General features: G+C 53.9%; 31 protein-coding genes and 3 pseudogenes. 12 read left to right on the forward strand and 22 right to left on the reverse strand.

Features of this window, described 5'->3' with window-relative positions:
- Both JCM12296_RS50620 and JCM12296_RS18455 read right to left on the reverse strand, forming a co-directional pair.
- Positions 1-124 (reverse strand): annotated as a pseudogene (locus JCM12296_RS50620) (hypothetical protein); the annotation flags it as partial.
- Positions 125-298: 174 nt separating this feature from the next.
- Complete coding sequence (locus tag JCM12296_RS18455; protein WP_054696328.1) at positions 299-1,444, reverse strand: acyl-CoA dehydrogenase family protein; 1,146 nt, start codon at positions 1,442-1,444, stop codon at positions 299-301.
- Positions 1,445-1,636: 192 nt separating this feature from the next.
- Here JCM12296_RS18455 and JCM12296_RS18460 point away from each other — a divergent pair, with 192 nt between their 5' ends.
- The 3 genes from JCM12296_RS18460 to JCM12296_RS18470 are packed head-to-tail and all read left to right on the forward strand — an operon-like array spanning position 1,637 to position 3,070.
- Positions 1,637-2,068, forward strand: coding sequence for an NUDIX hydrolase (locus JCM12296_RS18460; protein ID WP_054696331.1), 432 nt, complete (start codon positions 1,637-1,639; stop codon positions 2,066-2,068).
- Positions 2,069-2,099: 31 nt separating this feature from the next.
- Positions 2,100-2,498 carry a hypothetical protein gene (locus JCM12296_RS40010; protein ID WP_172683975.1) on the forward strand — a complete coding sequence of 133 codons (399 nt, stop codon included), beginning with the start codon at positions 2,100-2,102 and terminating at the stop codon, positions 2,496-2,498.
- Positions 2,498-3,070 (forward strand): thioredoxin domain-containing protein, encoded by a 573-nt coding sequence (locus JCM12296_RS18470; protein ID WP_054696336.1) that lies wholly within the window; start codon positions 2,498-2,500, stop codon positions 3,068-3,070. Before JCM12296_RS40010 ends, JCM12296_RS18470 begins: the two co-directional genes overlap by 1 nt.
- Positions 3,071-3,088: 18 nt before the next feature.
- On the opposite strand, the gene JCM12296_RS18475 is transcribed toward JCM12296_RS18470, so the two are convergent.
- Complete coding sequence (locus JCM12296_RS18475; protein WP_172683977.1) at positions 3,089-3,403, reverse strand: YkvA family protein; 315 nt, start codon at positions 3,401-3,403, stop codon at positions 3,089-3,091.
- Positions 3,404-3,660: 257 nt separating this feature from the next.
- On the opposite strand from JCM12296_RS18475, the gene JCM12296_RS18480 reads away from it, so the two are divergent.
- Entirely contained in the window at positions 3,661-3,861 is a 201-nt protein-coding gene (locus tag JCM12296_RS18480) for a hypothetical protein (RefSeq protein WP_054696342.1), read from the forward strand.
- 51 nt (positions 3,862-3,912) lie between these two features.
- On the opposite strand, the gene JCM12296_RS18485 is transcribed toward JCM12296_RS18480, so the two are convergent.
- Positions 3,913-4,653 (reverse strand): RNA methyltransferase, encoded by a 741-nt coding sequence (locus JCM12296_RS18485; RefSeq protein WP_054696393.1) that lies wholly within the window; start codon positions 4,651-4,653, stop codon positions 3,913-3,915.
- 29 nt (positions 4,654-4,682) lie between these two features.
- On the reverse strand, positions 4,683-4,904 hold the full coding sequence (locus JCM12296_RS18490; RefSeq protein ID WP_054696345.1) for a hypothetical protein: 222 nt from the start codon (positions 4,902-4,904) through the stop codon (positions 4,683-4,685).
- Positions 4,905-5,124: 220 nt separating this feature from the next.
- On the opposite strand from JCM12296_RS18490, the gene JCM12296_RS49230 reads away from it, so the two are divergent.
- A complete protein-coding gene (locus tag JCM12296_RS49230; RefSeq protein ID WP_306304075.1) occupies positions 5,125-5,316 on the forward strand; it encodes a hypothetical protein in 192 nt (63 codons plus the stop codon).
- Positions 5,268-5,882 (forward strand): orotidine-5'-phosphate decarboxylase, encoded by a 615-nt coding sequence (pyrF, locus tag JCM12296_RS18495; protein WP_306304076.1) that lies wholly within the window; start codon positions 5,268-5,270, stop codon positions 5,880-5,882. Before JCM12296_RS49230 ends, pyrF begins: the two co-directional genes overlap by 49 nt.
- Before the next feature lie 138 nt (positions 5,883-6,020).
- On the opposite strand, the gene JCM12296_RS51460 is transcribed toward pyrF, so the two are convergent.
- The 10 genes and pseudogenes from JCM12296_RS51460 to JCM12296_RS18535 form a co-directional block, all read right to left on the reverse strand.
- Positions 6,021-6,329: an ACT domain-containing protein gene (locus tag JCM12296_RS51460; RefSeq protein WP_306304077.1), complete on the reverse strand. Its 309-nt coding sequence runs from the start codon at positions 6,327-6,329 to the stop codon at positions 6,021-6,023.
- Positions 6,326-6,868, reverse strand: coding sequence for an aspartate kinase (locus tag JCM12296_RS51465; RefSeq protein ID WP_340147869.1), 543 nt, complete (start codon positions 6,866-6,868; stop codon positions 6,326-6,328). The genes JCM12296_RS51460 and JCM12296_RS51465 overlap by 4 nt, the downstream gene beginning before the upstream one ends.
- A gap of 128 nt (positions 6,869-6,996) precedes the next feature.
- Positions 6,997-7,239, reverse strand: a pseudogene (locus JCM12296_RS51470) (amino acid kinase family protein); the annotation flags it as partial.
- Positions 7,240-7,350: 111 nt separating this feature from the next.
- Positions 7,351-7,794, reverse strand: a complete 444-nt coding sequence (gene tsaE / locus JCM12296_RS18505; protein WP_054696348.1) for a tRNA (adenosine(37)-N6)-threonylcarbamoyltransferase complex ATPase subunit type 1 TsaE — start codon at positions 7,792-7,794, stop codon at positions 7,351-7,353.
- A gap of 5 nt (positions 7,795-7,799) precedes the next feature.
- A complete protein-coding gene (locus JCM12296_RS18510; RefSeq protein WP_054696349.1) occupies positions 7,800-9,419 on the reverse strand; it encodes a bifunctional ADP-dependent NAD(P)H-hydrate dehydratase/NAD(P)H-hydrate epimerase in 1,620 nt (539 codons plus the stop codon).
- Positions 9,420-9,433: 14 nt separating this feature from the next.
- Positions 9,434-10,153: a pyridoxine 5'-phosphate synthase gene (locus tag JCM12296_RS18515; protein ID WP_054696351.1), complete on the reverse strand. Its 720-nt coding sequence runs from the start codon at positions 10,151-10,153 to the stop codon at positions 9,434-9,436.
- A gap of 1 nt (position 10,154) precedes the next feature.
- Positions 10,155-10,598, reverse strand: a complete 444-nt coding sequence (gene ybeY / locus JCM12296_RS18520; RefSeq protein ID WP_054696396.1) for an rRNA maturation RNase YbeY — start codon at positions 10,596-10,598, stop codon at positions 10,155-10,157.
- A gap of 41 nt (positions 10,599-10,639) precedes the next feature.
- Entirely contained in the window at positions 10,640-11,461 is an 822-nt protein-coding gene (locus JCM12296_RS18525) for an HDIG domain-containing metalloprotein (protein ID WP_054696354.1), read from the reverse strand.
- On the reverse strand, positions 11,458-12,927 hold the full coding sequence (locus JCM12296_RS18530) for a hypothetical protein (RefSeq protein WP_054696357.1): 1,470 nt from the start codon (positions 12,925-12,927) through the stop codon (positions 11,458-11,460). The genes JCM12296_RS18525 and JCM12296_RS18530 overlap by 4 nt, the downstream gene beginning before the upstream one ends.
- 67 nt (positions 12,928-12,994) lie before the next feature.
- Complete coding sequence (locus tag JCM12296_RS18535) at positions 12,995-13,978, reverse strand: PhoH family protein (RefSeq protein ID WP_246804546.1); 984 nt, start codon at positions 13,976-13,978, stop codon at positions 12,995-12,997.
- Between the two features lie 297 nt (positions 13,979-14,275).
- On the opposite strand from JCM12296_RS18535, the gene JCM12296_RS18540 reads away from it, so the two are divergent.
- Entirely contained in the window at positions 14,276-14,803 is a 528-nt protein-coding gene (locus tag JCM12296_RS18540) for a CvpA family protein (RefSeq protein WP_054696364.1), read from the forward strand.
- Positions 14,785-15,603, forward strand: a complete 819-nt coding sequence (mazG, locus tag JCM12296_RS18545; RefSeq protein ID WP_054696367.1) for a nucleoside triphosphate pyrophosphohydrolase — start codon at positions 14,785-14,787, stop codon at positions 15,601-15,603. Before JCM12296_RS18540 ends, mazG begins: the two co-directional genes overlap by 19 nt.
- A gap of 100 nt (positions 15,604-15,703) precedes the next feature.
- On the opposite strand, the gene JCM12296_RS18550 is transcribed toward mazG, so the two are convergent.
- The 4 genes from JCM12296_RS18550 to JCM12296_RS18565 form a co-directional block, all read right to left on the reverse strand.
- Positions 15,704-16,048: a hypothetical protein gene (locus tag JCM12296_RS18550; protein WP_157067729.1), complete on the reverse strand. Its 345-nt coding sequence runs from the start codon at positions 16,046-16,048 to the stop codon at positions 15,704-15,706.
- 28 nt (positions 16,049-16,076) lie between these two features.
- Complete coding sequence (locus tag JCM12296_RS18555; protein ID WP_157067730.1) at positions 16,077-16,481, reverse strand: DVU0524 family FlgM-associated protein; 405 nt, start codon at positions 16,479-16,481, stop codon at positions 16,077-16,079.
- 279 nt (positions 16,482-16,760) lie between these two features.
- A complete protein-coding gene (locus JCM12296_RS18560) occupies positions 16,761-18,044 on the reverse strand; it encodes a class II fructose-bisphosphate aldolase (protein ID WP_054696376.1) in 1,284 nt (427 codons plus the stop codon).
- A gap of 17 nt (positions 18,045-18,061) precedes the next feature.
- Positions 18,062-18,592, reverse strand: a complete 531-nt coding sequence (locus JCM12296_RS18565; protein WP_054696379.1) for a DUF4124 domain-containing protein — start codon at positions 18,590-18,592, stop codon at positions 18,062-18,064.
- Between the two features lie 399 nt (positions 18,593-18,991).
- Between JCM12296_RS18565 and JCM12296_RS18570 the strand changes: the two genes are divergently transcribed.
- Both JCM12296_RS18570 and JCM12296_RS18575 read left to right on the forward strand, forming a co-directional pair.
- A complete protein-coding gene (locus tag JCM12296_RS18570; protein WP_157067731.1) occupies positions 18,992-20,956 on the forward strand; it encodes a penicillin-binding protein activator in 1,965 nt (654 codons plus the stop codon).
- A gap of 26 nt (positions 20,957-20,982) precedes the next feature.
- Positions 20,983-22,260, forward strand: a complete 1,278-nt coding sequence (locus JCM12296_RS18575) for a 3-deoxy-D-manno-octulosonic acid transferase (protein WP_281492064.1) — start codon at positions 20,983-20,985, stop codon at positions 22,258-22,260.
- Positions 22,261-22,293: 33 nt separating this feature from the next.
- Here the strand turns inward: JCM12296_RS18575 and JCM12296_RS18580 are convergent, their stop codons facing one another.
- From JCM12296_RS18580 to JCM12296_RS49255, 3 genes are all read right to left on the reverse strand, one after another.
- Positions 22,294-23,625 carry an ATP-dependent 6-phosphofructokinase gene (locus JCM12296_RS18580; protein ID WP_054696388.1) on the reverse strand — a complete coding sequence of 444 codons (1,332 nt, stop codon included), beginning with the start codon at positions 23,623-23,625 and terminating at the stop codon, positions 22,294-22,296.
- A 37-nt stretch (positions 23,626-23,662) separates the two neighbouring features.
- The gene (locus JCM12296_RS49250; protein ID WP_306304079.1) at positions 23,663-24,061 is read right to left on the reverse strand and encodes a CBS domain-containing protein; all 399 of its coding nucleotides are present in this window, start codon (positions 24,059-24,061) and stop codon (positions 23,663-23,665) included.
- Between the two features lie 92 nt (positions 24,062-24,153).
- Entirely contained in the window at positions 24,154-24,657 is a 504-nt protein-coding gene (locus JCM12296_RS49255) for a KpsF/GutQ family sugar-phosphate isomerase (RefSeq protein ID WP_306304080.1), read from the reverse strand.
- A gap of 485 nt (positions 24,658-25,142) precedes the next feature.
- Here JCM12296_RS49255 and JCM12296_RS18590 point away from each other — a divergent pair, with 485 nt between their 5' ends.
- Together JCM12296_RS18590 and JCM12296_RS18595 are read left to right on the forward strand one after the other, a co-directional pair.
- Complete coding sequence (locus tag JCM12296_RS18590) at positions 25,143-25,361, forward strand: hypothetical protein (RefSeq protein ID WP_054696391.1); 219 nt, start codon at positions 25,143-25,145, stop codon at positions 25,359-25,361.
- Positions 25,362-25,369: 8 nt separating this feature from the next.
- A pseudogene (locus JCM12296_RS18595) lies at positions 25,370-25,807 on the forward strand (OmpA family protein); the annotation flags it as partial.

A 25,807-nucleotide genomic window follows, 5' to 3' on the forward strand; every position in this document is an offset into this window, starting at 1 on the left:
CCCCCATGGCCAAGGCTTCGCGTAGCGCGGCAGAAGCGGTAGGGGGACCCATGGAGAGGGCCGTGATGGGTCCCCCATATGCTGCCTTCAATTGCAGGGCGATTTCCAAAGGCCGGCCGGTCAAAGGGGTTGAGGGCGCATTTGTCGGCCGTGCGCACGATTTTCCCCCTGGGCGCTGCGGTGACCACCGATTTGATACAGACCAGAATGTGCAACGATGGGCTCCTTAACCTGTTTGCTTGATGTGAAACCTGATTATAAAAAAGGCCGTTTCTCGCGAATGGGGTCCCCATGCTGCCTACGGCGAATCCAGCACGCCCTTGGCGATCACCATGCGGTGAATTTCCGAGGTGCCTTCATAAATCCGCGTCACCCGGGCGTCACGGAAGTAGCGTTCCACGGCGTAGGATTTACTGTAGCCGTAACCGCCGTGGATCTGCACCGCCAAATCCGTCACCCGGCTGGCCGTTTCGGCGGCAAACAATTTGGCCATGGCCGATTCCTTGGAAAAAGGCAACTGTTTATCCTTCAAGGCCGCGGCACGGTAGACCAGCAGGCGGGCCGCATCCACCTGCGTGGCCATATCGGCGATCATGCTTTGGATGGATTGGTGCTGAGCAATGGGAACCCCGAATTGGTGGCGTTGGCGGGCATAGCGGACCGCTTCCTCAAAGGCGGCCTGGGCGATGCCGACCGCCTGGGCGGCGATGCCCATGCGACCCGTGTCCAGGGCCGCCAAGCCGATTTTGAGGCCCATGCCCGGTTTGGCCAACAAATTCCGGCGAGGCACGCGACAATCGTAGAGCCGGATGGAAGAGACCGGGTTGGCGCGCATGCCGCACAGGTCCTCAAGGTCACCGGTCACGAAACCGGGGGTGCCGCGTTCGGCCACCACCACGCTGATGCCCCGTCGTCCGGCCGATGGATCGGTGCGGCAGAAAATCAGACAGGTGTCGGCGACGCCGCCATTGGTCACGAACACCTTGTTGGCATTGACGATGAAGTCATCGCCGTCGGCAATGGCCGTGGCCTCGATCCCACTGGCATCGGAGCCGGCATTGGGCTCGGTCAGACAGAAGGCGCCGATCTTCTCGCCCCGGGCCAACGGCGGCACCCAACGCTCGATCTGTTCGGGACTGCCAAAGGCCAGGATCGGGTAGACGCCCACGGAGTTGTGCACGGTGACACACAGACCGAGGCTTCCGCTGGCGCGGGCGATCTCTTCGATGATGATGGCATAGCTAATCGTATCAAGTCCGGCACCGCCGAGGGATGGCGGTACTTGGATGCCGAAATAGCCCAATCGTCCCATTTTCTCGACGACTTCCCAGGGAAAGCGCGCTTCCTGGTCAATCTGGGCGGCAATCGGGCGCAGTTCCCGGTCACAGAACCGGCGGACCGATTGGCGCACCGCACGGTGTTTTTCTTCCAGCAGCATATCCATAGGCAGGTCAATCCCGATTGATTGGATTGGGGTTGAATGACCTGTTGCAGCTATCAGAAATTGGCTATTGCGTCAATGCTTGCAATGCCGGACAAACCGGCAAAATAGAATTGAAGCCGTCGGCAATTAATGATACCAAACGGTTGCGGTTAACTGGCTTACCTTGATGGACCCTTTAATCTTTGCTGATGGATGATGACCGGAAAATATCCTGATGCGCCCCGTGCGGCGGTGGGCGCCGTGGTCTTTAAAAATGGCGCGGTGCTGCTGGTGAAGCGCGGCAAATCGCCGAGTCTGGGCCTGTGGGCCATTCCCGGCGGCAGCGTCCGTCTGGGCGAAACTCTCCAGGCGGCGGCGGAACGGGAAATCCAGGAGGAGACGGGCGTGGTGATCCGTTGCGGCCAACCCGTGCTGACTTTTGATGTGATTCAACGCGATGACGATGATCACGTGGTCTACCACTACGTGATTGTGGATCTGGCCGCCGAGTACGTCAGCGGTGAACCCCAGGCGGCTGACGATGCCGACGACGCAAGGTGGGTCCGTGAAACCGAACTGGCCGAGTTGCCGGTCAACCCGGCCACCCGTCAACTTCTGATGGAAAGCTTTCATTTTGGAAAATAAGGGCGCCCGTGGTAGTGAATCGGAAAAGACAATGACAATCCTTTCAAATGAAATGGAAACCCGTGTCCGGGAATGGGCCGGTCCCATCGATCGATCCTTGACCCTCAAATACGCGCTTCCGGGCCACGTGCAGGACGCGACGTTCAAGGCGTTTGGCGAAAGCCTGGCCGAGCTGAGCGGTTGTATCCGGCTGAAAAAAGAGAGTGACGTCCCCGTTGCCTGTCCCAGCTTGTTCATCGGGCCGCATATCGTCTATCAGGCCCTGCCGTTGGATCAGGAGCTGGCGCCGTTTCTGGCTGTTTTGGCCGACATGTCGCGTTTGCCGATCGAATCGGCACGGATGTGCGGGAGCAGCTGGCCCAGTTGCGCGTGCCAGCGCTGCTCAAGGTCTACGTTACCCCCCATTGCCCATTTTGTCCGGCAACCGTGATGACGCTTCTGGGTCTGGCCGGTCTCAGCGAGAATGTCTGGCTGACGGTTATCGATGGCTTGTTGTTTCCCGAAGTTGCCGAAGAGGACCGCATCAGTGCCGCCCCCACGGTGATCCTGGACAATCAGTTTCGCTGGACCGGTTCCGTGGATGCGGCCGAACTGGTTCGCCTGATGCTGAACCGGGACCCCGCCGAGCTGAGTGCCGATGCGCTGCGAGGCATGGTCGAAGATGGGGATGCCGAAGGGGTTGCGCGCCTCATGGCCGATCGAAAGCAAATCTTCCCGGCCTTTGTCGAGTTGCTGATCCATCCGCGCTGGTCGGTGCGCCTGGGCGCCATGGTGGCCTTCGAAACCCTGGTCGAGATGGCCCCGGAAACGGCCCGGCAGGTTGTCGGCCCGCTGCTGGCCGCCTTTCCCGCCGTCGATGAAACGGTCAAGGGTGACCTGCTGCATGTCCTGGGTGAATCCGGAAACCGGGAGGCGTTGCCGTTTCTCTCCAAGGTCGTCGCATCGGAATCCGATGCGGAAATCAATGATGCCGCCACGGAGGCCATTGCCAAGTTGAATTGAGTCCGGGGCGAGACGCCGTCAATCCTGGGGCGGTTCGATATGGCTTTGCGCCTCACGCCAGTTGCGGTATCGGTACAGGTCTTTTTCCAGGAAGTAGAGACTGGCCAGAAAAATGGCGGCATCGTCGATTTGACCCAAACCGGGGATGAAATCGCTGATCAAATCGATGGGAACCAATAGATAGGCCATCGCCAGGGTGAAAACGATGCCTGACAGCGGCGAAATATCACGGTAGTGTCCCTTGACATAGTCCTTGATTAAAAGCAGCAGCAGACGAAGGTCTTCGATCAGACGTCGAATCAGATGGGGGCTTGCAGGCGGGGTGGCGGCCATGGGAAATCCTTTGTTGAGAAATTTTATCGAAAATGGCGATAATCCGGAAAAAGCCATGTAACGTTTACGTATCGTTGGGCTCTATAGGGACGGAAGATGAAAATATGCTCAGCTTCCAATCTCTCCTCCTCTCACTCCTTGAGCCCCCAACGATCCCCAATGTGTTCGGGGGCTCACCCTTTTTTCATTTTGACATTTGATGGCCCGATCCTTTAAAAGGGACTTTCAATCCACCATCCCTGCAGGAGAACGGAGCGATGAACACCCAAACGCTGATCCTGACCGTCATTATCTTCTGGTTGATTATGGGCCTGGCCTTTCTTTCCGTCTACTCCGAAGTCAAGCGTACGGGCGGCACCCTGGCGGACGCCATGCACAAAAAAGAGACCTTCTTTTTCCTCCTCAGCCTGGTCGCCGGACTGGTGGTGGTGGCCTTCCACGTGGCCAACCGCTCCTGATCCGCCGCTCCGGTTCTCCATCCCGATCCGCCGGCAATCTTTGGCCACCGCTCATTTTTTCCCCGCCGACAATGTTCTGCGTTGACCCTCGATCCAGTCGATGCGACTCCAGAGTCCTTGGAGAATGCGTACTTCACGATCGCTCAATCCCGTGCGGCCGAACAGACGCCGAAAAGCCCGCAAAATGTGATCCGGATTTTGCGGATCCAGATAATCCGCCTCCAGCAGCGTTCGCCGCATGTGCTGGAACATGTTTTCGATGTCCCTGGCTTGTGCCGCCACAGCGTTCTCAGAGGGAACGCGATGGGCGGATTGGCATTTATGCAATTCATAGAGCAAAAGCGCGACGGCATGGGAGAGGTTCATGGACGGATAGGCCGGATGGGTGTCGATGGTCACGAAATAATGGCAAAGATCCAATTCACGGGTGTGCAGCCCCCGGTCTTCACGGCCAAACACGAAAGCCACCCTGGATCCGTCGGGCTGAGCTAGGGCCTGCTTGGCCGAGGCCTCGGGGCTTAAAAAATCCTCACGGTATTTGCCGAATCGACGGGTCGTGCCAAAAGCGAGGTGGCAGTCGGCCAGGGCGGCATTCAAGCTGGGGAACAGCGTGGCCTGATTCAGGATGGTTTCGGCTTTCAGGGCCATGCGCCGGGATTGCAACGCCCGGTAGTCGGAACAGGGGTTGACCAGCCGGAGATCGCTGAATCCGAAATTCATCATCAAACGGCATACCGATCCCACATTGATCGGTCCCTGGGGTTCAACAAGCACAATACTGATGGCGTTCATCGGATTCATCAATTTGGGGTTGCCATGGATCAGGCTTGTCCGCTGGCGCGAACCTGCAGAATGATCTTGACGATCAGAAGAATCAACGGCGCCAGGTGGTAAAAGAGATCAAAGATATCGATCGGGCGCGACAGGGTGCCCTGCTTTAGCATGATCAGTTTTTCGATCACGTGCGGCATGGGCCTGAAGGGGGCCAGCAGCATGAATACCGTGATGGGAATCAGGATGCTGTAAGGGATTTTATCCAGCATGGTGCCTCCTTTCGGCTGGATTGCCAAGGACGCCTGGGCGGACGTAAAAAAGGTAAAAAGAGACGATCTTTGTAAATGCCATATTTGGGGGGCGGGGGTCAATCGTTCCTTCCCTTGATCTCATCATCCGAAATTGCTTTCGGCAGATCCATTTTTGCGGTATTGAGATTTCGCCAATCGCCTTAAATCCCGGTATCCGATAGCGTCAAAAGGATCATTCATGAAAAAAGCCAAAGACCATATTGTTTTTCCCCTGGACGTTTCAGACCCCGAGCACGCGCGATCCCTGGTGAGCCTGCTGGCCGATGAGGTGGGCATGTTCAAGGTCGGCCTGGAACTTTTTATCCGTTCGGGACCCGACTCGTGCGCTGGATCGTTCAGACGGGTCGGGCGAAGGTGTTTCTGGATCTGAAACTTCACGACATTCCCGCCACCGTGAAACGGGCCATGGCCCAGATCGCCGATCTGGGAGTCTATTTCGCCACGGTGCATTGCGGCGACAGCCAAACCATGCTCGATGCCGCCGTCGCGGGCGCGGCCGGAAAGGTGAACGTGCTTGGCGTCACCGTTCTGACCAGTGTTTCATCCATGGACGTGGCCGCAGCCGGCTATCAGGCGGAGTATTCCCAGGATCTCCGGCAACTGGTCATGAAAAAGGCGGCCATGGCCCGGGATGCGGGTTGTTCCGGGGTGGTTTGCTCCGGCGAGGAGGTGCAATGGATCAAGGCAACCTTCGGACCGTCGTTTCAGGCGGTGACGCCTGGCATCCGTTTGATTGACGGGAAGGTAACGGATGATGACCAGGCTCGCATCGTCACGCCCGCCATGGCCATTCAACGCGGTTCCGACTATCTGGTGATCGGCAGACCGATCCGCGATGCGGCCGATCCGCGCTCTGCCGCACGGCGTATCGCCGCCGAAATCCAGGAAACGCTGGACAGGATGCGCGGAAATCAAAACGGCGAACCGCGCGGGTAAAATGCGCGATTTGCCGGTGATGGGGGCTTACGGGAAGCGCAGGCTGCGCCACAGGGTCAGAATCAGGAGTGTGGCGCAGACCAGGAGAACAAATCGGATTTGCCCAGGGGTGAACCGTCTCATGCGGTTACGAAACCATCAATCCTCACGGTCCAGGCCGAATGAGGTATGCAGCACCCTGACGGCCAGTTCCGTGTATTTTTCCTCGATAATGCAGGAGATGCGGATTTCCGAGGTGCTGATCATGATGATGTTGATGCCTTCACGGGCCAGGGCGTTGAACATCAGTGAGGCGACGCCGGAGTGATTTTTCATGCCGACACCGATCACGGAGACCTTGGCGATATTCTGATCGCCAAAAACATCCTCGGCGCCAATTGTGGCCGCGACCTTTTTCTCGATGCCCAGGGCCCTGTTGAAATCGGCCTTGGGAACGGTGAAGGTCAAGTCCGTCTGACCACGCTGCGCGTATTCTGAATGATCATATCCACGAGGATTCCGGCCTCGGCAATGGGGGAGAATATTTTTGCTGCAATTCCAGGCTGATCAGGAACCTTTTTTAAAGTGATCCTTGCCTGATTCAGGTCATGGGTCACTCCTGAAACGACCAGCTGCTCCATTCCGGAATCTTCATTTACCACCATGGTTCCTTCCTCCTCTGAAAATGATGAACGGACATGAACGGGGATGTTGTACTTCTTGGCAAATCCGACGGAGCGAATCTGCAGAACCTTGGCGCCCAGACTGGCCATGTTGAGCATTTCATCATAGGAGATCACCTTGATTTTTCTGGCGCGCGGGCAGATATTCGGGTCCGCCGTATAGATGCCGTCCACATCCGTATAGATTTCACAAACATCGGCATTCAGGGCGGCGGCGATAGCCACGGCCGAGGTATCCGATCCGCCGCGTCCCAGGGTGGTGATGTTGCCTTTGATGTCCATGCCCTGAAAACCGGCGACGACGACGATCCTGCGCTCATCCAAAAGACGCTTGATCCGGTCGGTGCCGATCTCGAGAATGCGGCGTTGCCGTACTCGCAGTCGGTCACCACCTCCGCCTGATACCCTAAAAGCGACTGTGCTTGGTAGCCCATGCCCTTGAGCATCATGGCCAGGACCGCCGACGTGGTTTGCTCGCCGGTGGCGAGAAGAACATCCAGCTCACGCCGGTCCGGGGTTTCGGTGGCCTGATGGGCCAGCGTGAGAAGTTTGTCCGTGACCCCGGCCATGGCCGAAAGGATAACGACCACGTCGTTTCCCTGATCGTATGTTTTTACCACGCGGTTGGCCACATTACGGATCCGCGTGGTATCGGCGACAGAGGTTCCGCCGTATTTTTGAACGACTAATGCCATAATTTTTCCACCTTGATTGCTGATTGCGCCATTTCCAACGGTAACGAAGATGGGGATTTGATCAAATGGGGTTGTCCTTTAGCAGATCCACCAGAGCAAGTCCATATGCAATTATACGGATGTTTCGGCGATTGTCGGCGATGATGCTGAACCGCAGATCCAATCGCGGGAAGGGTGATCTTCAGGGTGGAGGCGGCCGGGCCATTCCACGGCGACGACGCCCGCCTCATCGAAAATTTCTCTCAATCCGATCTCTTCAGGATCCACCGGTTCGTGCAAGCGGTAAAGATCCACATGGAAAAACGGCAACCGGCCGGGATATTCATTGACCAGGGTGTAGGTCGGACTGGTGACATGACACGTGGCGGGAACACCCAGACCACGGGCCAAGCCCTGGGCAAAGGCTGTTTTTCCGCTGCCCAAATCCCCATATAGGAATAGGACCAAAGGCCCATCGATCCTGCGTCCCAGACGCTCTCCAAAGGCGATCGTCTGTTCGGCAGAGGCCGTTTCGATGGTATGGTCGTTGGCCGTGGACGGGAAGGTGGTACCCATTGGCCCTATGCTCCGGTGGGCGGGGCGGTCCGGTAGCAGAGCGGGTCGAGCTCGGGGTAAATCGGCGGGTCGCCGCTGCCGAGAAGTTCCGCTATCGTCGCCGGTACGGCGTTCATGACTTCCGTGGCCAGATATCCCGGCGCGCCTTGGCTGCGAGCCAGCCGGTCGGCGGCCGCGCCGTGCAGATAGACGCCCGCGCGGACGGCGGCATTAATGGGCATCCCCTGGGTGATGAGCCCGGCGATGAGCCCGGTGAGAACATCCCCCATTCCCCCGGCGGCCATTCCCGGGTTACCGGTGGGGTTGACGAACACCAGACCATCCGGTTGGGCGATGATCGTGGCGGCACCCTTTAATACCAGATAGACGCCATGCTGTTCGGCGAAACGGCGGGCCTGTACCCCACGGTCGCTTTGAATGGCGGCCGTGGATTGGCCGCATAGCCGAGCCATCTCCCCGGGATGGGGGGTGAGGACCATCGGCGCCCGCTTGCGGCTGAGGATCGAGATATCGTCGGCGATCAGGTTCAGGCCATCTGCATCCACGACCAGCGGGATTCTCGCCTCCGCAATCAACCGGTTCAGCAGTCGTCCGGTGGATGGATTGGTGCCCAGTCCGGGACCGACAGCCAGACAACGCTTGTCCGTCAAAAGGTCGACAATCTTTTCATAAGCCGATTCGTCCACGTGGCCAAGGGAAGTTTCGGCCAGCCCCACGGTCATGGCTTCGGTGACCATGGTTTCGAGTACCGGGTTGAGGGATTGGGGAATTCCCAAGGTAACCAGGCCGGCACCCGATCGCATGGCGGTCATGGCGGTCATGGCAGCGGCCCCGGTTTTGCCTGGTGATCCTGCCAGCACCAGCAGATGGCCACTGTTGCCCTTGTGGGCTGTGGTCGGACGCATGGGCAGCGCGGGTTTCAGGTCGGCTGGGGTGATGAGATGTTGTTTACAGCCGACCTGAACGGCCATCTGCGGCGGAATGCCGATTTCGATCACCTTCAGCCGACCGGTATGGCTGCGACCGGGGTAGACAAAATGGCCGACCTTGGCAAAGCCGAAGGTGGCGGTGGCGGCGGCTTGGATGCAGATGCCGCATACCTGTCCACTGTCGGCATTCAGGCCCGATGGAATGTCCACGGCAAACACCGGTCGTTTTTGCTGATTGATAAATTCGATGACCGGTAAAAATAAACCGCGGACATCCGATGTCAGTCCTGTTCCCAGAATGGCGTCGATCCACAAATCCATATGGGCCAGATCTTGTTTGCGGGCATCCAACGCAGCGGTATCGGCCACTTCGACCACCGGCACACCCATGGAATCGATAAGTGCCAGGTTGGTGGCCGCATCACCTTGAATCCGGTCGCGATGGGTAAAGAGGAATACCGTTACCGGGATCCCCTTTTGGTGGAGATAGCGCGCCATGACAAAACCATCGCCACCATTGTTCCCCCGACCGGCAGCGATAGCGACCCTGCCGGGCTGATGGCGATAAAGGGTCTCAAGGAAATATGCGGTTGCGCCCCGGCCGGCGTTTTCCATGAGGACCCGTCCAGGAATGCCGAAGGTCTCGATGGTCGCCCGATCCATGCGCCGCATCTCATCCGCCGTTACCAGATACATGGCTGCCCCTCCCTTTAAAGCGCGTCGATCAAAGCGCGCATTTCCCTGACCGCACGATCGATTCCAACAAGAACGGCACGGGAAATGATGGCATGACCGATACTGTAAGCTTCGACCTCGCTTAATCCTTTGAAGGCCTTGATCGTGGTATAATCGAGACCATGACCGGTGAAAATGGTCAATTTCAGTTTTCTTGCCAGCTTGACCGCATCAACGATTTTCGCCATGGCTTGCCGGCGTTTGTTGACACCAGTGGCCGAACAGAAGGTGTAGGTATTGATGTGGATGCCGTCGGTGCCCACCTGATGGGCCAGTTTGATCTGCTCGGGCTCAGGGGCGATAAAAAGACTGACGGGGATCCCGTTGCTCTGTATGGCGCCAACGGTTTCGGCAATGGATTTGTTATGCACAATAAGGTCAAGGTTGACCTTGCCGGCCGTATCCGTATCACTTTCGGGAAACAGGGTGACCCTTTCCGGACGGACATCCAGGGCGATACCGACCATCTCGGACGTGGCCGCCATTTCCAGGATCAATTGGGTTTGAATGGTCTTGCGCAAAAGGCGCAGATCACGATCCTGAATATGGCGGCGGTCTTCATGGAGATGACAGACAACGCCATCCACACCGGCGATTTCGGCTAAAAGGGCGCCTGCAATCGGATCGGGGGTGGTCTCTTGACTGGCTTGGCGCAGCATGGCCACGGGATCGACATTGATGAACAAAGCGGTCATGTCACGCCTCCTTGGTAAGCAGATCCATCAGTGCATCGCTTTTTTCTTCCATGACGGCGGCTTCTTCCTCGGAATGAACGTGGTCGTATCCGACCAGATGAAGGATCCCATGGATCAACAACGCATTGAAGCGTTGCGGCATTTCCATGCCGGCGGCCATGGCTTCACGGTGGGCCGTATCGACCGAAATCACCACGTCCCCCAGAAGTCCGGGCGTGATATCGGCGAATGGCCCTTCCTGCATGGGAAAGGAGATCACGTTGGTCGGACCGGTATGATTCAAGTAGGTTTGGTTGAGCTCGGCAATTTGGTCGTCATCCACGATCAGGATCGACAGCTGGGCCTCAGGATAGTCCAAGGCGTTTAAAATGCGCTTGGCTGTCGTCCGTATTTTTTGCTTTGACAACTTGTGGTGGTTTTGCCGATTTTCGATCAGTATTTCCATTTTTTGCTTTTCCACTAGTAATGGCGGCACTGTCCTGATATTCAATCCGGTGGTGATGGATGCCGTTTAATATCTTGTTGAAGCTTCTGGCGATCAAGTGTAGATCTTTCAAGGTCAATTCGCAATAATCCAGCTGCCCATCGGAAAAGATCTTGTTGATCAGGTTTTGCACCAGCCTGGATGCGTGAGGGGGTCGGATTTTCAAGGGTTCGTGAAGCTGCTTCAACCACATCGGCCAACATCACCAGGCCGGCTTCCCGGGTTTGGGGGCGCGGACCCGGGTAGCGGAAATCATCGATGTTAATTCCGTCTTCACCTTTGACGGCCTTGGCCTTTTCATAAAAATAGCTGATCAGACTGGTCCCGTGGTGCTGCTGAATCGTGTCCACGATAACCTGGCCGAGCTTGTGTTTACGGGCGATTTCGACGCCGTTTTTGACATGCGCGATCAGAATCAAAGCGGACATGGAAGGGGCTAGCTTGTCGTGCTTGTTTCTCCCATCCGATTGATTCTCGATGAAATAGAGTGGCTTTTTGAGTTTGCCAACGTCATGGTAGTAGCCACAGACTTTGGCCAAAATGGGATTGGCGCCAATTTCGGTGGCCGCAGCCTCGACCAGGGAACCGACCACCATGCTGTGATGGTAAGTGCCCGGCGCTTCAAGCATGAGGCGGCGCAGAATGGGCCGATCCAGGTTGGCCAATTCCAACAGCGTGATATCGGTCGTATAGTGAAAGAGCATCTCAATGACGGGTGCCATGCCGGCGGTAATGATTCCCGCGCCGATGCCGCCCAGGAAAGCGATAACGGCATTAAAGGAGAGCGTGGCAGGGGATGCCATTCCCAGATAGAGGTCAATCACAACGGCCAAGCCGGCATTGAGCAGCCTAGCTTGGCGGCGGCGTTGATAATGACTTTTCTTTCTCTGACATCCCTAAGCCACCAGGCGGCCATGGTGCAGCTAAGGATATAGTAGCTGAAGGTCTCGAGACCGCCTTGAAGCAGCATGGCCGCGCACAAGGCCAGTGCCAGGGCAAATATCAATGCGGTTTCCCGTCCCATAAACAGGCAGACGATCATTACCCCGGCGGCCAGCGGGGTTCCGTAGCCCACCGGAGATTCGGGACGGGAGAGTGGCAGGCCCAGGAACCATGTATCGGGCAGTGTGCCGGCGATCTTGACCAAGACAATGGATGCCACCATGATACACGAGAGAAAGAGAAGATCCTTGTTGGCGTAATTGGCCAACTTCATGCGCTGTTTGAGGCGGACGTGATATTGGATGATCATAATGGCGGCGACCAGCAGGATGGCGCCCGAACCCGCCAGGGGGACCGAATGAGATGCATCCTGGCCTTTCATGGCGTTGAGTTTGCGAAGATGCAGCGGCGTCACCCGATCCCCCTCGCGAAGAATCATTTCCCCCTTTTTAATCATGTAAAGGACCGGTTTGACCTGAGTCGCGGCGGCTTCCTTGCGGGCCTCGGTTTCGAGGCTGTTCAGGGTGATATTGGGTTCAATGAGGCGTTGGGCAATATCGACAATGACATTGACCAAATCATGGCCCATTCCTTTGACAAGCGGGTCGGCCACCACCCGGACCATGGTTCGGGCCTGATCCGGACCGTAGAACTGTTTTAAGTTCAGTATGTGCGTCTCGGACAGGGTTTCAAGATTACGCAGCGTGATCCCCTTGTCTGCTTCCTTCAAGAGAACCTCTTTGTTCGCGACCACACCCATGGAAAGCACCTGGGTGACAATGGTGGTCAACAATCGGGAGATTTCTTCCGAGAAACCCTGATCACTCAGAATGGAAAATGTGTCCGTGTTGATGTTGATACCAAGAATGGTTTCAAAAAGGCCCTTGCTTGCCAGCATTCGTTCTTTTAGGGGGACCCGTGGGAGATCGGGCATATCGGCGGGATCGTAGGATGGCGCTTGGGAAACAGGGGCCGCAGTCGCGTTGGCGCTTTGCAGTTTGTCCTTTTCCTGGTTGTAGATCACCCGCAGGCGAGTGAACGCATCGGACAGCCGGGTCACGGTCCCTTTAAGGATCTTCGGGTTGAGATCGTAGACGGTGACAACATTGTCAACCGCCTGTCGGCGGAGTGCTTCGGTTGCCACCTCATCCTCGATGAAAAAATCGTCAGTGGCCTTGATGTCCTTTTTTACGACATCACCAATTTCATAATGGTGCTTATTTACCATCAGCGACGGATAGAGGCCGATGGTAAAAACACCCAGGATCAACAGCAACAAGGCCCAGCGAACATGCGGACTTTCCCTGAAAAAGCGGTCTATGGATTTTTTTTTCCGGTCACGAATCATCGTCTATTCCATTGTGGTGCGAGCGCCCTTGGGGCAGGAAAAACATGGCGGGGTGCGTTTGGATCGCCTATTTCTTGTTGCGGCTGGCTTCAAGTATCTCATAGGCATTGATGATATCCTGGACCAAACGGTGACGTACCACATCCTGCCGCGTAAAGTGGACAAATCGGATCCCCTCAATGGTTCCCAAGATGTCTTTGGCCTCGACGAGGCCCGAAGATTTGCCTGCCGGTAAATCGATTTGGGTGATGTCGCCCGTGACGACGGCCTTGGAGTTGAATCCAATGCGCGTCAAAAACATTTTCATCTGCTCCGTGGTCGTGTTCTGCGCCTCATCAAGAATAATAAAGGCTTCATTGAGGGTCCTGCCACGCATGAAGGCCAGCGGGGCGACTTCAATAACACCGTTCTGCATGAGCGCGGCCACTTTTTCAAATCGCATCATATCGTGTAACGCATCATACAGCGGCCGTAGATAAGGATCCACTTTTTCGGTCAGGTCGCCGGGTAAGAAACCCAATGATTCACCGGCTTCCACCGCTGGTCGGGTCAGGATGATGCGGTTGACCGTCCCCTTGGCAAGTGCGGCGACAGCCATGGCCATGGCCAGGTATGTTTTGCCGGTTCCGGCAGGACCAATGCCAAATACGATGTCATAATTGCGAATGGCGTCGATATAAGTCTTTTGGCTTTGGTTGCGTGGGGTAATAACCCTTTTTTTCGCTGTGATGTAAACCGTGTCCAGAAATATCTTTTTTAGGTCAGCGCTGTGGTCTTCCCTTAAGATACGAAGGGCATAGTCAATGTCATGGGCATATACGGGATAGTTTTCTTTCAGGAGGCGGTACAGTTGCTCAAGCACGCGGCGAGCAAGGTCCACGGCCATTTCGTCGCCTCTGAGATGAACGCAGTTGCCACGGGAATGAATGTGGATGCCCAATAATTCTTCAAGATGCTTGAGCTGTGTATCCTGTTCGCCGAAGAGTTGCCGTGCCAGTTCGATGTCGGAAAATGTCAGTTTGGTTTGCTTGCTTTGGGTTTCCGGATCCATCATCAGTAACGCGTCGCACCTTGATCGTCATTGTATTTAAATGGCATTTACCTACGGTTGATGGCATATCCGACTTTTCATGGGAATGCAAACGCCAAATTACCTTGATGGCGGCCAGTGAAAATGCTTGACTAGCATATGGCGCTCTGTTAACGTTACCCACCTGAATACTATAAAACACTCTGTAATTATTGTATTTTTTGTTCTTCGATAGGAAAAGGCAAATGGCGATACCGACAAGCGCCGCATTTGTCGACCCTCCTGTCAGTCAGGTCTGACTCAATTTGAGAATCGTTCATGAATCCTTTTGATATCCTGATTGTGACCATCTTGGCATATGGGTTGATTCGCGGTATTTTCAGAGGCTTGGTAAGAGAACTGGCCTCAATTGTAGGTGTTCTGGGGGGCTTCTATGCGGCCTATACCTACTATCCGCAGATGGCGAGTCTGCTCGCCCCTTGGATATCGAGCCCCATCTACTTGAATATACTTAGCTATCTGATTATTTTTTCATTAGTTGTGATTGTTGTCAGTATTCTTGCCGTGGTCGTGAAATATTTGCTCAACATTGCTTACCTCGGTTGGTTGGATCGTGTCAGTGGCGCCCTCTTTGGCGTCCTAAAGAGTGGTTTGGTCATCTGTGTGCTCTTTATTGTGCTGACTGCTTTTTTGCCCAAAGGGGCTCCCCTCATTCGCAACGCCAGCCTCGCACCGCACGTGGCGACTGTTTCAGAAGTCATGGCTAAAGTTCTCTCAAAGGATATGAAAAAGGGTTTTGTTCTGAAGATAAAGGAATTGAGAAAGTCTTGGCCGAAGACCCCATAACCCCCAGTGCTGCATCCATCAATCGGATCATTGCCTTGATTAAAACGCTCATGGGCGAGCATGGCTGCCCGTGGGATAAAAAACAGACACCGGAGACCGTTTGTCGCTACCTCCTTGAAGAGGCGCATGAGCTGGTGGACGCGGTGGTGTCCAAAAGCCACGACGCCATCTGCGAAGAGACCGGTGATGTGCTGTTTCAGATTTTTTTCCTGATTGACCTGTTTACGCGCCAGGGCGCTTTTGGGCTTGACGCGGTGGTGGAAACGAATGTGGCGAAGATGGTGCGACGGCATCCTCATGTTTTTGGTGAGGACTCCGCCGAAACCCCTGAAAAGGTGAGTGAGAACTGGGAAAAGATCAAACGCGAGGAGAAGAAGGGGGCACAAAGGCACGACTCCATTTTAGATTCCATTCCTCAAGGGATCCCGGCATTGTTGCGAGCCGCGATGGTTTCGGAAAGGGCTGCCAAAACCGGTTTCGACTGGGACAATCTTTCCGATGTCATGCGCAAATCCGTGGAAGAGTGGGGGGAGTTTTCACAGGAAATCCATTCATCCGACAAGCCGGTCAACGATGAGAAGGTAGCCGAGGAATTTGGCGACCTTTTGTTTACCTTGGTTAATGTTGCGCGGTTTGCCCGCATTCATCCTGAATTAGCCTTGGTTAAATCCATTCAGAAATTTGAGAACCGATTCAAATTTATGGAAAATGCCGCAAGACAAGCGGACCTGGATTTCAAGACGCTTACCTTTGCGGAGATGCACCGGCTCTGGGATGAAGCCAAAAGCGCACTCGGTTGAGCTGGCTCGGAGCCCAACCCAAGGGCTGAATTTGCCAACACAGAAAGCCGACCATGCGGTCGGCTTATTTATTCATACGGGGAGAATCGGCGGATCAGGATCAGGCGCGTTCGTCAATCGGTTTTTGTTCCGGTGGTACCCGGTAGACGACATTCCCATTTTTATCGTATTTCTCGAAATAAATTCCTTCTTCATCCATTTGATAGGCACCGTTTTCCGGATCACTTTCCGATTGCATTTGCTCGCTTTCTTGGGTGCTTTCAATGGGGCGCTCTTCAACGGCTTTTTCGATCTTTTGCAGAGCGACATCTTTGTTTTCCAATGATACCGGATTTTCGACACGTGTCGTCATTCTGACGGCAGGTTCGCCAATGGGTTCGATCATGGCAATTCTCCCTTTGTTTTCTACAGATGTTTTACCGGCGCGATTTGTCTGCCCTCCCAACGAGACCTCCTGCCGGCGGAGCCCATTTTTATTCGACAGTCTTATCGACAACTGCTTTGGCCAGTTCGTTAAGCCGATTCATCAACACTTGTGAATCATCAATGGCGATGGATCGCGTTTCCTTGTGATTGTTTTCAACAATGGTGTTAAATGTGAACGCATGGAGTTGAAGTGTGTTCCCGTCAACCGTCTTTAACGGATGCGTGGGTGTCTCTGGTGTATCCTCGGCCGAACCATTTTGAGGAGACGGGATTTGGGTGATTTTTTCGATCACACTGGCGGCGACTTTGTTCATTATCGACTGCTTTTTCCCCTCAATTGAGATGGTGACCGAGTCATTTTCTGATTTTCCGGTTTGGATGATACTGTTTCGGCTTAATTGTCGCCGATACACATTCAACACGTTGTGGATCTGGTAGCTTTGAATATGCATTGACTTTCCTCCGATGATTCTATCGGTAAGCCGCATGGGATTCTTTAGAAAAAAATCGGCGCCTTTTTATAAATCGGATTTATAAAAAGGCGCGATTTAGCGTTGTTCCTGATCTTGTTGCCAAACCCATCAACGGGTTGATTCTCGTTTTGGAGGAATCCGGAAAGGTTTCAGTGTCTGGTGCAAGCAGTAACGTGGCCATCCATTGCCGCATCGAGTCTTGGCGGCAATGGATGATAGGATCGGAAGGCGGCCTTGAAGCGAGGTCGATGGGCGTCGTCAGTCGTCGAAATTACCATCTGGGCCATTGTTACTTTCGATGGAAGCGGCACGTTGGATAATTTTTTCGGCCGTCCATGCCAGAGGATCTTCAATTCGGTCAGCCTTGGGACCTGGATCGAAACCGTTGGCTTCGCAGATGGCCTCGATGGCCAAATCGGCGGTGTCGGCTGCATTGAATACATTTACGATTAAGTTGTAGATGAAGGATTCAACGCGTTTCTCCATCCTTTCCCGAATTTCAGCGGGCAGGCCCAGGAGCTTGTTTTCAAACGGTAAGTTAAGCTTCTTGAAATTGCCGCCCTTCCAGCCGTTGGCGTCGGCATGGGCAACCATTTTTTCCCACATGGATTCACTCACACCTTCGCCTTTGACCTTGATGAAATTGCCGTTTTCATCCAGTGCGGCATTCCCGTCATCGTTGACCTCAAGGCCCCAGGAGATCATTTGCAGTGCAGTGGCAACGTTGGCTTTGGTCGTATTGGTCTGTTGGGCGATTTCCTTCAGCCTCTGCGAGCTGTTGCCGGAAGTCCCATGCTGGGCACCAGAGACGTGGTACGGTGCCAAGGCTTCATGGATGTCACGGGTCAATTTCACTTGAATGCCCTGGCCGCTGGCTTCAATTCCGTGAACCGTTCCATTGTTTAAGGCGATCCAGTTGGGGAAGATAGCATGGGCGTTGAGTCCCTGGATGAGAAAGAGTGCTTCGGAGCGGGTTGAAAGCCCCTCTTTACCCTTGATTTCGCCAATCTCGGTTTCTAACCCGGCCCAGTCGGGAATAAACGGCTTAAGCTCTAAATTCGTCAATAAATTCTTGTCATCGGGCAGGTGCGAGGCGTCGATTGCGATGGAGGTGATGCCGGCCTCGAACATGGTGGGGATTTCTATTTTGGCATCCGGAATATCGTCTTCCTTTTTTATCCCATAATGGTCGGCATGCAATGCAACCGGTATTGTGATGCCTAATTCATTGCATGCGGCGTCGACGATACGCGGCATGTTCCAGTAATTGACGGCGCAATAGGGCGTGGCGCCGCCCTCCGATCGGGCGATCTCAATAATCAACGCCGAGTTGGCCCGTTGCGCTGCCTTCAAGGCACCCCGGATAACGAAACTATTGCGACCGTTGGCGGCAATACAAATGGCTTTTCCTTTTTTTATCATCGCCAAATCGATGAATTTTCCGCTGACCAAGAGGGCCTGTGAATGGGGGAAGCGTTTTTGAATATTGGGTGGGCGACCGACACGGACGGCTTTGGCGAAGTCTCCAGTTGATACTGTCATCATCATTCTCCTTATGCTCACTCGTTTGATGGTGAGGGTTGATTTGACATGATTTGCTGGTTAAACACCTCAATTTTCTTGTTGAACTGGTCCAGTTGGGTTTTGTACTGCTCCGTTTTTTTGTTGAACGCTTTGATCCGCTTGTTTAGATCGGCCTGCGTCGCCGCATCGAGCGTTTCGGTTCTCATCTGTTCGAGCGCCTTTTGTTCGGTCAGCAACGCCTGGTAAAGGGTATCCAATGCTGTTTTTTCTTTTTCGAGCGCCTCACGATTCAGCGTGCCTGTTGCTGCATCCGGAGAAGCGGGGTCGGCGGATGAATCGGCGGGCGAAACATTCGTTTCCACCTGGCCGGCATTACTCTCCGGCGCGGATTGGACACTATCCATGGTTTCAACCGAATCCCTTTGGGATGGGGGAATCTGGTTGATGTCATCCGTCCATCGCTTTTGGCCGTTCTTATCGATATATTTGTAGATTTCTGCTGATATCGAGCCGGCCGTAAACAGGAAGGTGAGTAGCAGTATGCAAAAGATGACGCGTTTTTTCATGCTAAAAGGCTTTCTTTATGACGGTGGGCGTGGATTTGATAAACATCGAATGGTAGCCATTTAAATGTTCAACTATAATGTTGGTGACGCCTGGATGTCAAGTTTAAGCAGTGATCCCGACAATGGGCAAGATATATGAATTCCAACAAAAAAAGATTGAATATCAGATAGCTTATGAAAAGGTGATGGTTAAAACGGCCGTTTGGTTGATCAAGTCGTCGAGGTGGACGCGCCACGCTTCCACCACCCACCGCATGGGACTGCCATCCGTTGAAAAAACTATTGTTTGACAATGAAATCAGCTTGTGTAGATTGATCATGACGCTATTAAAAGGGGCGCACTGAAAATGCTTGTGCGTTGAGCTGCGGGTGGAATGTATTATCAAGGGAAATCGGAAGATGCGCTGGATCAAGCAGGTCATTATAGTCCTTTTCATGACCACGGCGGTGGGGTGCGCCTTTAATCCGCTTTCGTTGCTGACGTTGCATAAAGAAGCCAGGACAACGGGTGATTCTGTTTTTCACGAGGCTGAACGCAAGTTTAGCGAGGGGCGCTATAGTGAAGCTTTGGTAGATTATAACGCCCTTTTACGTCAACACTATGATCGGCCACTGGCTGCATTTGCCTTGTATAAAATCGGGAAGATTTATCGATTGACGGGACGCCATGGGGATGCCGTAGCTGTATTCTCCCGGTTAACCCGTGAGTTTCCGAACAGTCCCCGCAGTCCTGAAGCTTTCCTTGAGCTATTGACGATTTTGTATGAACAGGGGCATCCCGAGGCTGTGGTATCAAAAGGGGTGGCTTATACCCAAACGGCCAAGGCAAACGTCCTGACGCATGCGCTATTCACCTTGATTGCAAATTCCTATGCCGCGTTGGGAAATGATTTGGAAGCGGCGTTGTTTTATTATCGGGCCTGGAATGCCGCCGCCGGCAAGCAGGATCCGGTTACTTGGGGAACGTTCAAGGAGTCCGTGGAGAAACTTGACAGCGATGAAATACAGCAGTTGATCACCTATGTCGCAGACCGTCCTGTCATGGGTTTTCTGCTCTATCGGCTAGGCACGGCTTATATTATGGAGGAAGAATTTGACGATGCCGCGATGGTCCTGAATGCCTTCGTCGAACAGTTCCCCGATGACATGGCGCATCAGGATGCATTGGATCTGATCCAGTCCCTTGGACAGCGCGCACGGTATGCGCCGTATACCGTTGGTTGCCTGTTGCCACTTTCCGGTGCCTATGCGGTATTTGGTAAACAGGCACTGGAAGGGATCCAGCTTGCGGTGAGCCAGCAGAGCCAAATGGAAGACGAAAGGGTGCCGAAGCTTATTGTGAAAGATACCCATTCGGATGCGCGTATGGCCGTCAAGGCCGTGGATGAGCTGGACCAGGAGAAGGTTGCCGCCATTCTGGGACCCATGGCCACCGCGGAAAGCGCCGCGCGAACGGCACAGATGAAAGGAATCCCTATCGTGGCCTTGACCCAGCGGGAGGGGATCGCCGATGTGGGTGACTATGTTTTCCGAAATTTCATTACACCCCAAATGCAGGTTCACGCGCTGGTTCAGTTTGCCCTCAAAAGATTGGGGACCAAACGCTTCGCCGTCTTCTACCCCAACGAAAAATACGGCAAACGCTATATGGACCTTTTCGGGGATGAGGTGGCCCGGTCCGGTGGGATGATCAATGGGGTCGAGGCATATGACCCCAATAGAACCGATTTTTCACAACCGATTAAGAAACTGGCGAAGATTTACTTCAACCGTTCGCGTCATTTGAATCGGAACAATGGCGCTGGCCGGCAGAATATCGATCAGAAGGAACACTTTGAAACGACTTGGGGCTTTGAGGCACTGTTTATTCCGGATACACCCAAAAAAGCCGCCATGATTATTCCGCAACTGGCCGTCTACGATATCCGTAACGTTTATCTTCTCGGGACCAATTTATGGCATTCGCAAGAACTCATTGAGACGTCGGGCGATTATATTAATAATGCGTTGATTGTCGATGGATTTTCGTTAGAACACCCATCTCAACATGTCGCTGATTTCGTTGCCACCTTCCAGCATGTATTTAACAGAACCCCTGGAATTATTGAAGCCATGGCCTATGATAGCGCCATGATGGTGTTCAAGGCCATGGGGCAGACGCTCACCGATTCCAGGTGCGAATTGAGGCAGGCACTTCTAAAAATCCAGGATTTTAATGGCGTTACCGGATGGACCGGCTTTGCTCCGAATGGCGAGGCTGAGAAAAACCTGCAATTGTTGCGGATCGAGGGGGGACAATTCGTCAATCTCGTTTCCTCTCTGGCAAACGGAAAAACGGCCACAGCAGCGATCCTCAACCCCTAGGCATGCTTTCTGACGATTTTTTACGTATGAATTTTTTCCACTTCGCCTATACAGCGCTGGCCTCTGGATTATACTTGGCCGCGCTTCCACCGATTTATTCGTATGTCCGGAAAAACCCCCAGCGAAAAGCGATCCTGTATCAGCGGTTAGGCTACCCAACGGTTGACCGGCGGAGGTGTCCGATGGGCCGGCCGAGGATCTGGATGCACGCCGTTTCCGTAGGCGAGGTCAAAGCCGCCGATGCCATCGTTCGCGCTTTGGATGCCCGTGGCCAACGGGTTTCGATTGTGTTGACGACGACCACTGAAACAGGACAGCAATATGCGCTAAACACCCTCGGACAACGCGTGATGGCGCGGTTTGCACCCCTGGATCTGTGGGGTGCGACAGGTCGTTTTTTGCAGCTGTATCGACCGGACCTATTCGTTTGCATGGAAACCGAAATCTGGCCGAACTGGATCTTACGCGCCCATCGTGCGGGCATCCCGACCATTTTTCTGAATGGACGGATCTCGGCCAGATCGATTCGTTCTTACCTCGTCATCCGCCACCTGCTCAGGCCGGTACTGGAAAAGGTAGCGGCTTTCAGCATGATCTCCGAACCGGACGCCCAACGGATCATGGCGTTGGGCGCCCCCAAAAAGCGGGTCGTCGTCAACGGCAATGTAAAAACGGATGCGCGGTGGGCAGATTTGGACGAAACGGTTGTCGCCAGCCTCAAAGGACAATTTTCGTTGGCGGCAACAACGCCGGTTTTTGTCGCCGGAAGTGTGCGTGGTGCGGAGATCGAAGCGTTGCTGGAAGTCTATCAAAAACTGGCCAAAAGAATCGATGGACTGGTTTTCATCCTGGCACCACGGCACATCGAGAAGGTCTCGCGCATCACATCGATTGCACAGACGCGAGGGATTTCATGGCAGCGTCGCAGTGAGATGGATCGGTCAGGCGGATGCCGGAAACATTCTTTCATTATCTTGGATACCATTGGCGAACTGCGTCATGTTTACGGCATGGCCAGCGTGGTATTTTGCGGCGCCAGCTGGTGCCGTTGGGGGGACAGAATATCCTTGAGCCCGCCATGTGGGCCAAACCGGTTCTTTACGGCCCATTCATGGACGATTTTGCCGATGCCCGGCAGGTGCTCGAGCAATACGGCGGTGGGATCTGTGTCGATGATTCGGACCAGCTCGCTGATCGCGCCGGATACCTATTGGAACACCCGGACGCCGCACATCGAATTGGCCTTCAAGCCAAGCAGGCGGTCTTGGCGTCCTGGGGAGCGGCGGACCGCCATGCCCGTTTGATTTGTCGGTTTCTCCCCGGACAACCGTTTGGCACTAAATAGAGTTGTTTTTTAGTGACGGTTGACCCGTCGATTCCAGAACGGTTGTCCATAGCTTTCCTTTGGGCTTGACCTGTTTGCGCTTGCCGGCAGTTGCTTCCATGGGCAAATGTACAAAATGATTGTTCCAGTGCCCGATAACGAGCTTGGTTTTTCCAGCCATTCCCGCATGGACCGCATCACGGCCCAGAAAACCGCAGAATACGCTATCATTGGCGTTTGCCGGAAGGCTACGAATCATGTAGCTTGGGTCGATATACTTGATATTGATGGGGATGTCCTTGGACGCGAAATGATCTTTAATCGTGTCACGCAAAAAAGGACCGATATCGTTCAAACGAATATTTCCGGATGCATCCCGCCGTTCATCCACATTGGTGAAAAACTTCTGCCCCGCGCCCTCGGCCGCCACGATGACAGCATGACCGCGATTCGCCAATCGCGTCTCTAGGGCAGCCATCAGCCCTTTGGGGCCATCCAAATCGAAGTCAACCTCGGGGATCAACACGAAGTTGGCATCCTGTTGGGCCAAGGCGGCAGTTGCAGCAATAAACCCTGAATGGCGCCCCATCAGTTTGATCAGGCCAATGCCATTGGGATAGGAAATGGCCTCGTTATGGGCCCCTTGAATGGCCATCCGGGATACGTCTACGGCTGTATCGAAGCCAAATGAACGGGAAATTAGATGGATATCGTTGTCAATGGTTTTGGGAATCCCGACCACGCTGATTTTTAAGCCTCGCTGGGTGATCGTGTCGGCAATTTTCGAGGCCGCCATGAGGGTGCCATCCCCACCAACCATAAACAAGAGACCGATGTTGTTGACCTCCAGGCAGTCCACGACGCGATCAATATCCTGAGCCCCGCGTGAAGATCCGAGAATCGTTCCCCCCATATTGTTGATGCTGGATACTCGGAGCGGTGTCAAATCCATAAAATCATGATTGAATTCAGGGATAAAGCCTTCAAGGCCATGGCGAATGCCGTAAATGTTTTTGACGCCATAGCGATAGTGGAGTTCCAGCACGATGGCACGGATAATGTCGTTCAATCCCGGACACAAGCCGCCACAGGTGGCAATTGCGCACCTGAGCTTGGCGGCGTCGAAGAAGACCTTGCGGCGCGGGCCGGCCAATTCGAAAGCCGGTGGTGAAATGCCTTTGGCGATCATGGCTTCGATATCGCTGCGCTGGATGTTGATCAAAACCTGATTTTCATCAGAGACAAATAAATGTTCAATCCCACCTTGGTCGTCCTTTAGCATGGGCGAGGGAATTTTGGTTTCGCCCAACGACTGGATATGGGTTTCAATGGCTGTCAGGTCCATCTTGTCTCCTTATGGAAATCCATTTTATTTATTCTATTTAATGTGTTCTGTCATCGGTCGCCGCGCTGTTGAACTTGAATGCGCCTTTCCCAAGAATGTCATGAAGGTGCAGAATGCCAACGACACGACGCGTCTGGTCAATGATGGGCAATACGGTGATTTGATGGTGCTCCATGGTATTGAGCGCATCATAGGCCGGTGTGTCGGCCATGGCATGGAGTGGCGAGGGCGTCATGACCGCTTTCAGGGGCTGCTCGAACACCGGTTCACCGCGAGCGATCATCCGCCGGAGATCGCCGTCGGTAAAAATTCCGGCCAATTCACCCGATGGCTCGACAACGACAATGACTCCCAAACCGTGGCGGTCCATCTCTGCAATGGCCTCACGCAAGGTTGCCTGTATTGTAGAGAAGGGAATGGAATCACCGGTGAGCATGATGTCTTGGACCTTTTGCGAAAGGCGTTGGCCCAGCGCCCCACCGGGATGAAAGCGTTTGAAGTCCGTTGGCTTGAAATGTTTCTTCGTAATCAGGACAACTGCCAGGCGTCTCCCATGGCCAATAGCGCGGTGGTACTCGCCGTCGGTGCCAATCCCAACGGACAGGCTTCCTTTTCAACCCCCACATCAATCGTAATGTCACTGTGTTTGGCCAGTGTCGATTCGAGGTTGCCGGTCATTGCAATGACCGGGCAGCCCAATTTTCGGATGCTGGGTACCAGGATGTTCAACTCATCGGTTTCCCCGCTGTAGGACATGGCCAAGAAAACATCATCGGCACAAACAATCCCCAAATCACCATGCATGGCTTCGACGGGGTGTAAAAAAAAGGCGTGTGTTCCGGTACTGTTGAGCGTGGCGGTAATTTTGCGGCCGATGATGCCGGATTTGCCGATCCCGCTGATGATCACCCGCCCTTTGGCCCGCATGATTGTATCGACCATGTTTTCGAACCGGTCATCCAGGCGTTCGATCAAGCTGAGGATGCCGTCAGCTTCGATCTTAAGCACTTCTCGTGCTTCATCCAAAAGCATTTTGCTAAATTCCTTGATGGTCTAAAATTGAACTGGAAATTACTTGCCATCTATGCAGATTAGAACGGAATCTGAGTGGTTCCTTCACAATTGACAAAAGCTGTTCAACATTATCTCTTTTACCCGAAATGTCAATGCATCTTGAGGTTGAACCCGCGGAGCCATTTTGATAGGGGTTCCTGTGGCGATACAAAAGGGGCTTGGCGGACGATTACCGGTTGAAAACAAAGCGCTTTTAAAACTTTCTACCGGTTGTCGGCGTTCCGATCCAAAGAGAAAAGTTTCCGACCGCTGGACTTTTTTTGATTGCCGCTTATTTTCCCGGATGCGTGAAGTGTGAGAAATCGCAGCGTGCGACCGCAAGGATGGCACCGGTCGAATACGATCCCCCGAACACAAACGCATGTAATTTTATCTGTTCCACTTTCATTTCAATGTTCCATGAAAAACACAGTTAATGTTTTCAAACCAAAGGGAGGAGAACGATGAAGAAACGATGGATCAGTCTATTCGCCGCATTAATGGTTGTCGGGATGATGAGTGCCTGTGCCACCTATCAGCCCGTACCGGCCTTTTCACCGGTTGATATCAACGCCGGCGGGTACGAGCTGAAGACGCAGAATGCTGTTTTTATTATTGATGCATCCGCTTCCATGGCGGATGGGTATCAGCAGTGGAAAAAATTTGATCTGGCAAAGCCTTGATGGAAAACATGGCTAAAACCATTCCCGCGGATATGCAGGTCAATACCGCCCTGCGCAGTTTCGGGCATGATTTAAGCGTCTCAGGGGAGTCGACCATGCTGGTTGATGACATGGGACCTTTCAACCGGGCTGATTTCGACAACGGGTTGGCACAGCTCACCAAACCGGGTGGTATCAGTCTTTTGGGCAAAGCCATCACCGCCGCAGGCAATGATCTGGACGGCCTTTCCGGAAAGAGCGCCATCATTATCGTCAGTGATGGCAAGGACATGGGATCTGCACCGGTAGCTGCGGCAACAGCTTTGAAGGAGAAGATGGGGGATGCACTGTGCATCTACACCGTTGCCGTGGACGACAACGAAGCTGGAATGAAACTCTTGGAAGAGGTTGCCAATGTTGGCGGATGCGGTTTCGCCACCCAGGGTGACAGTCTGATGGACGGCGCT

The sequence above is a fragment of the Desulfosarcina cetonica JCM 12296 genome (genome assembly GCF_001311845.1).
GTDB classification, from domain to species: Bacteria; Desulfobacterota; Desulfobacteria; order Desulfobacterales; family Desulfosarcinaceae; genus Desulfosarcina; species Desulfosarcina cetonica.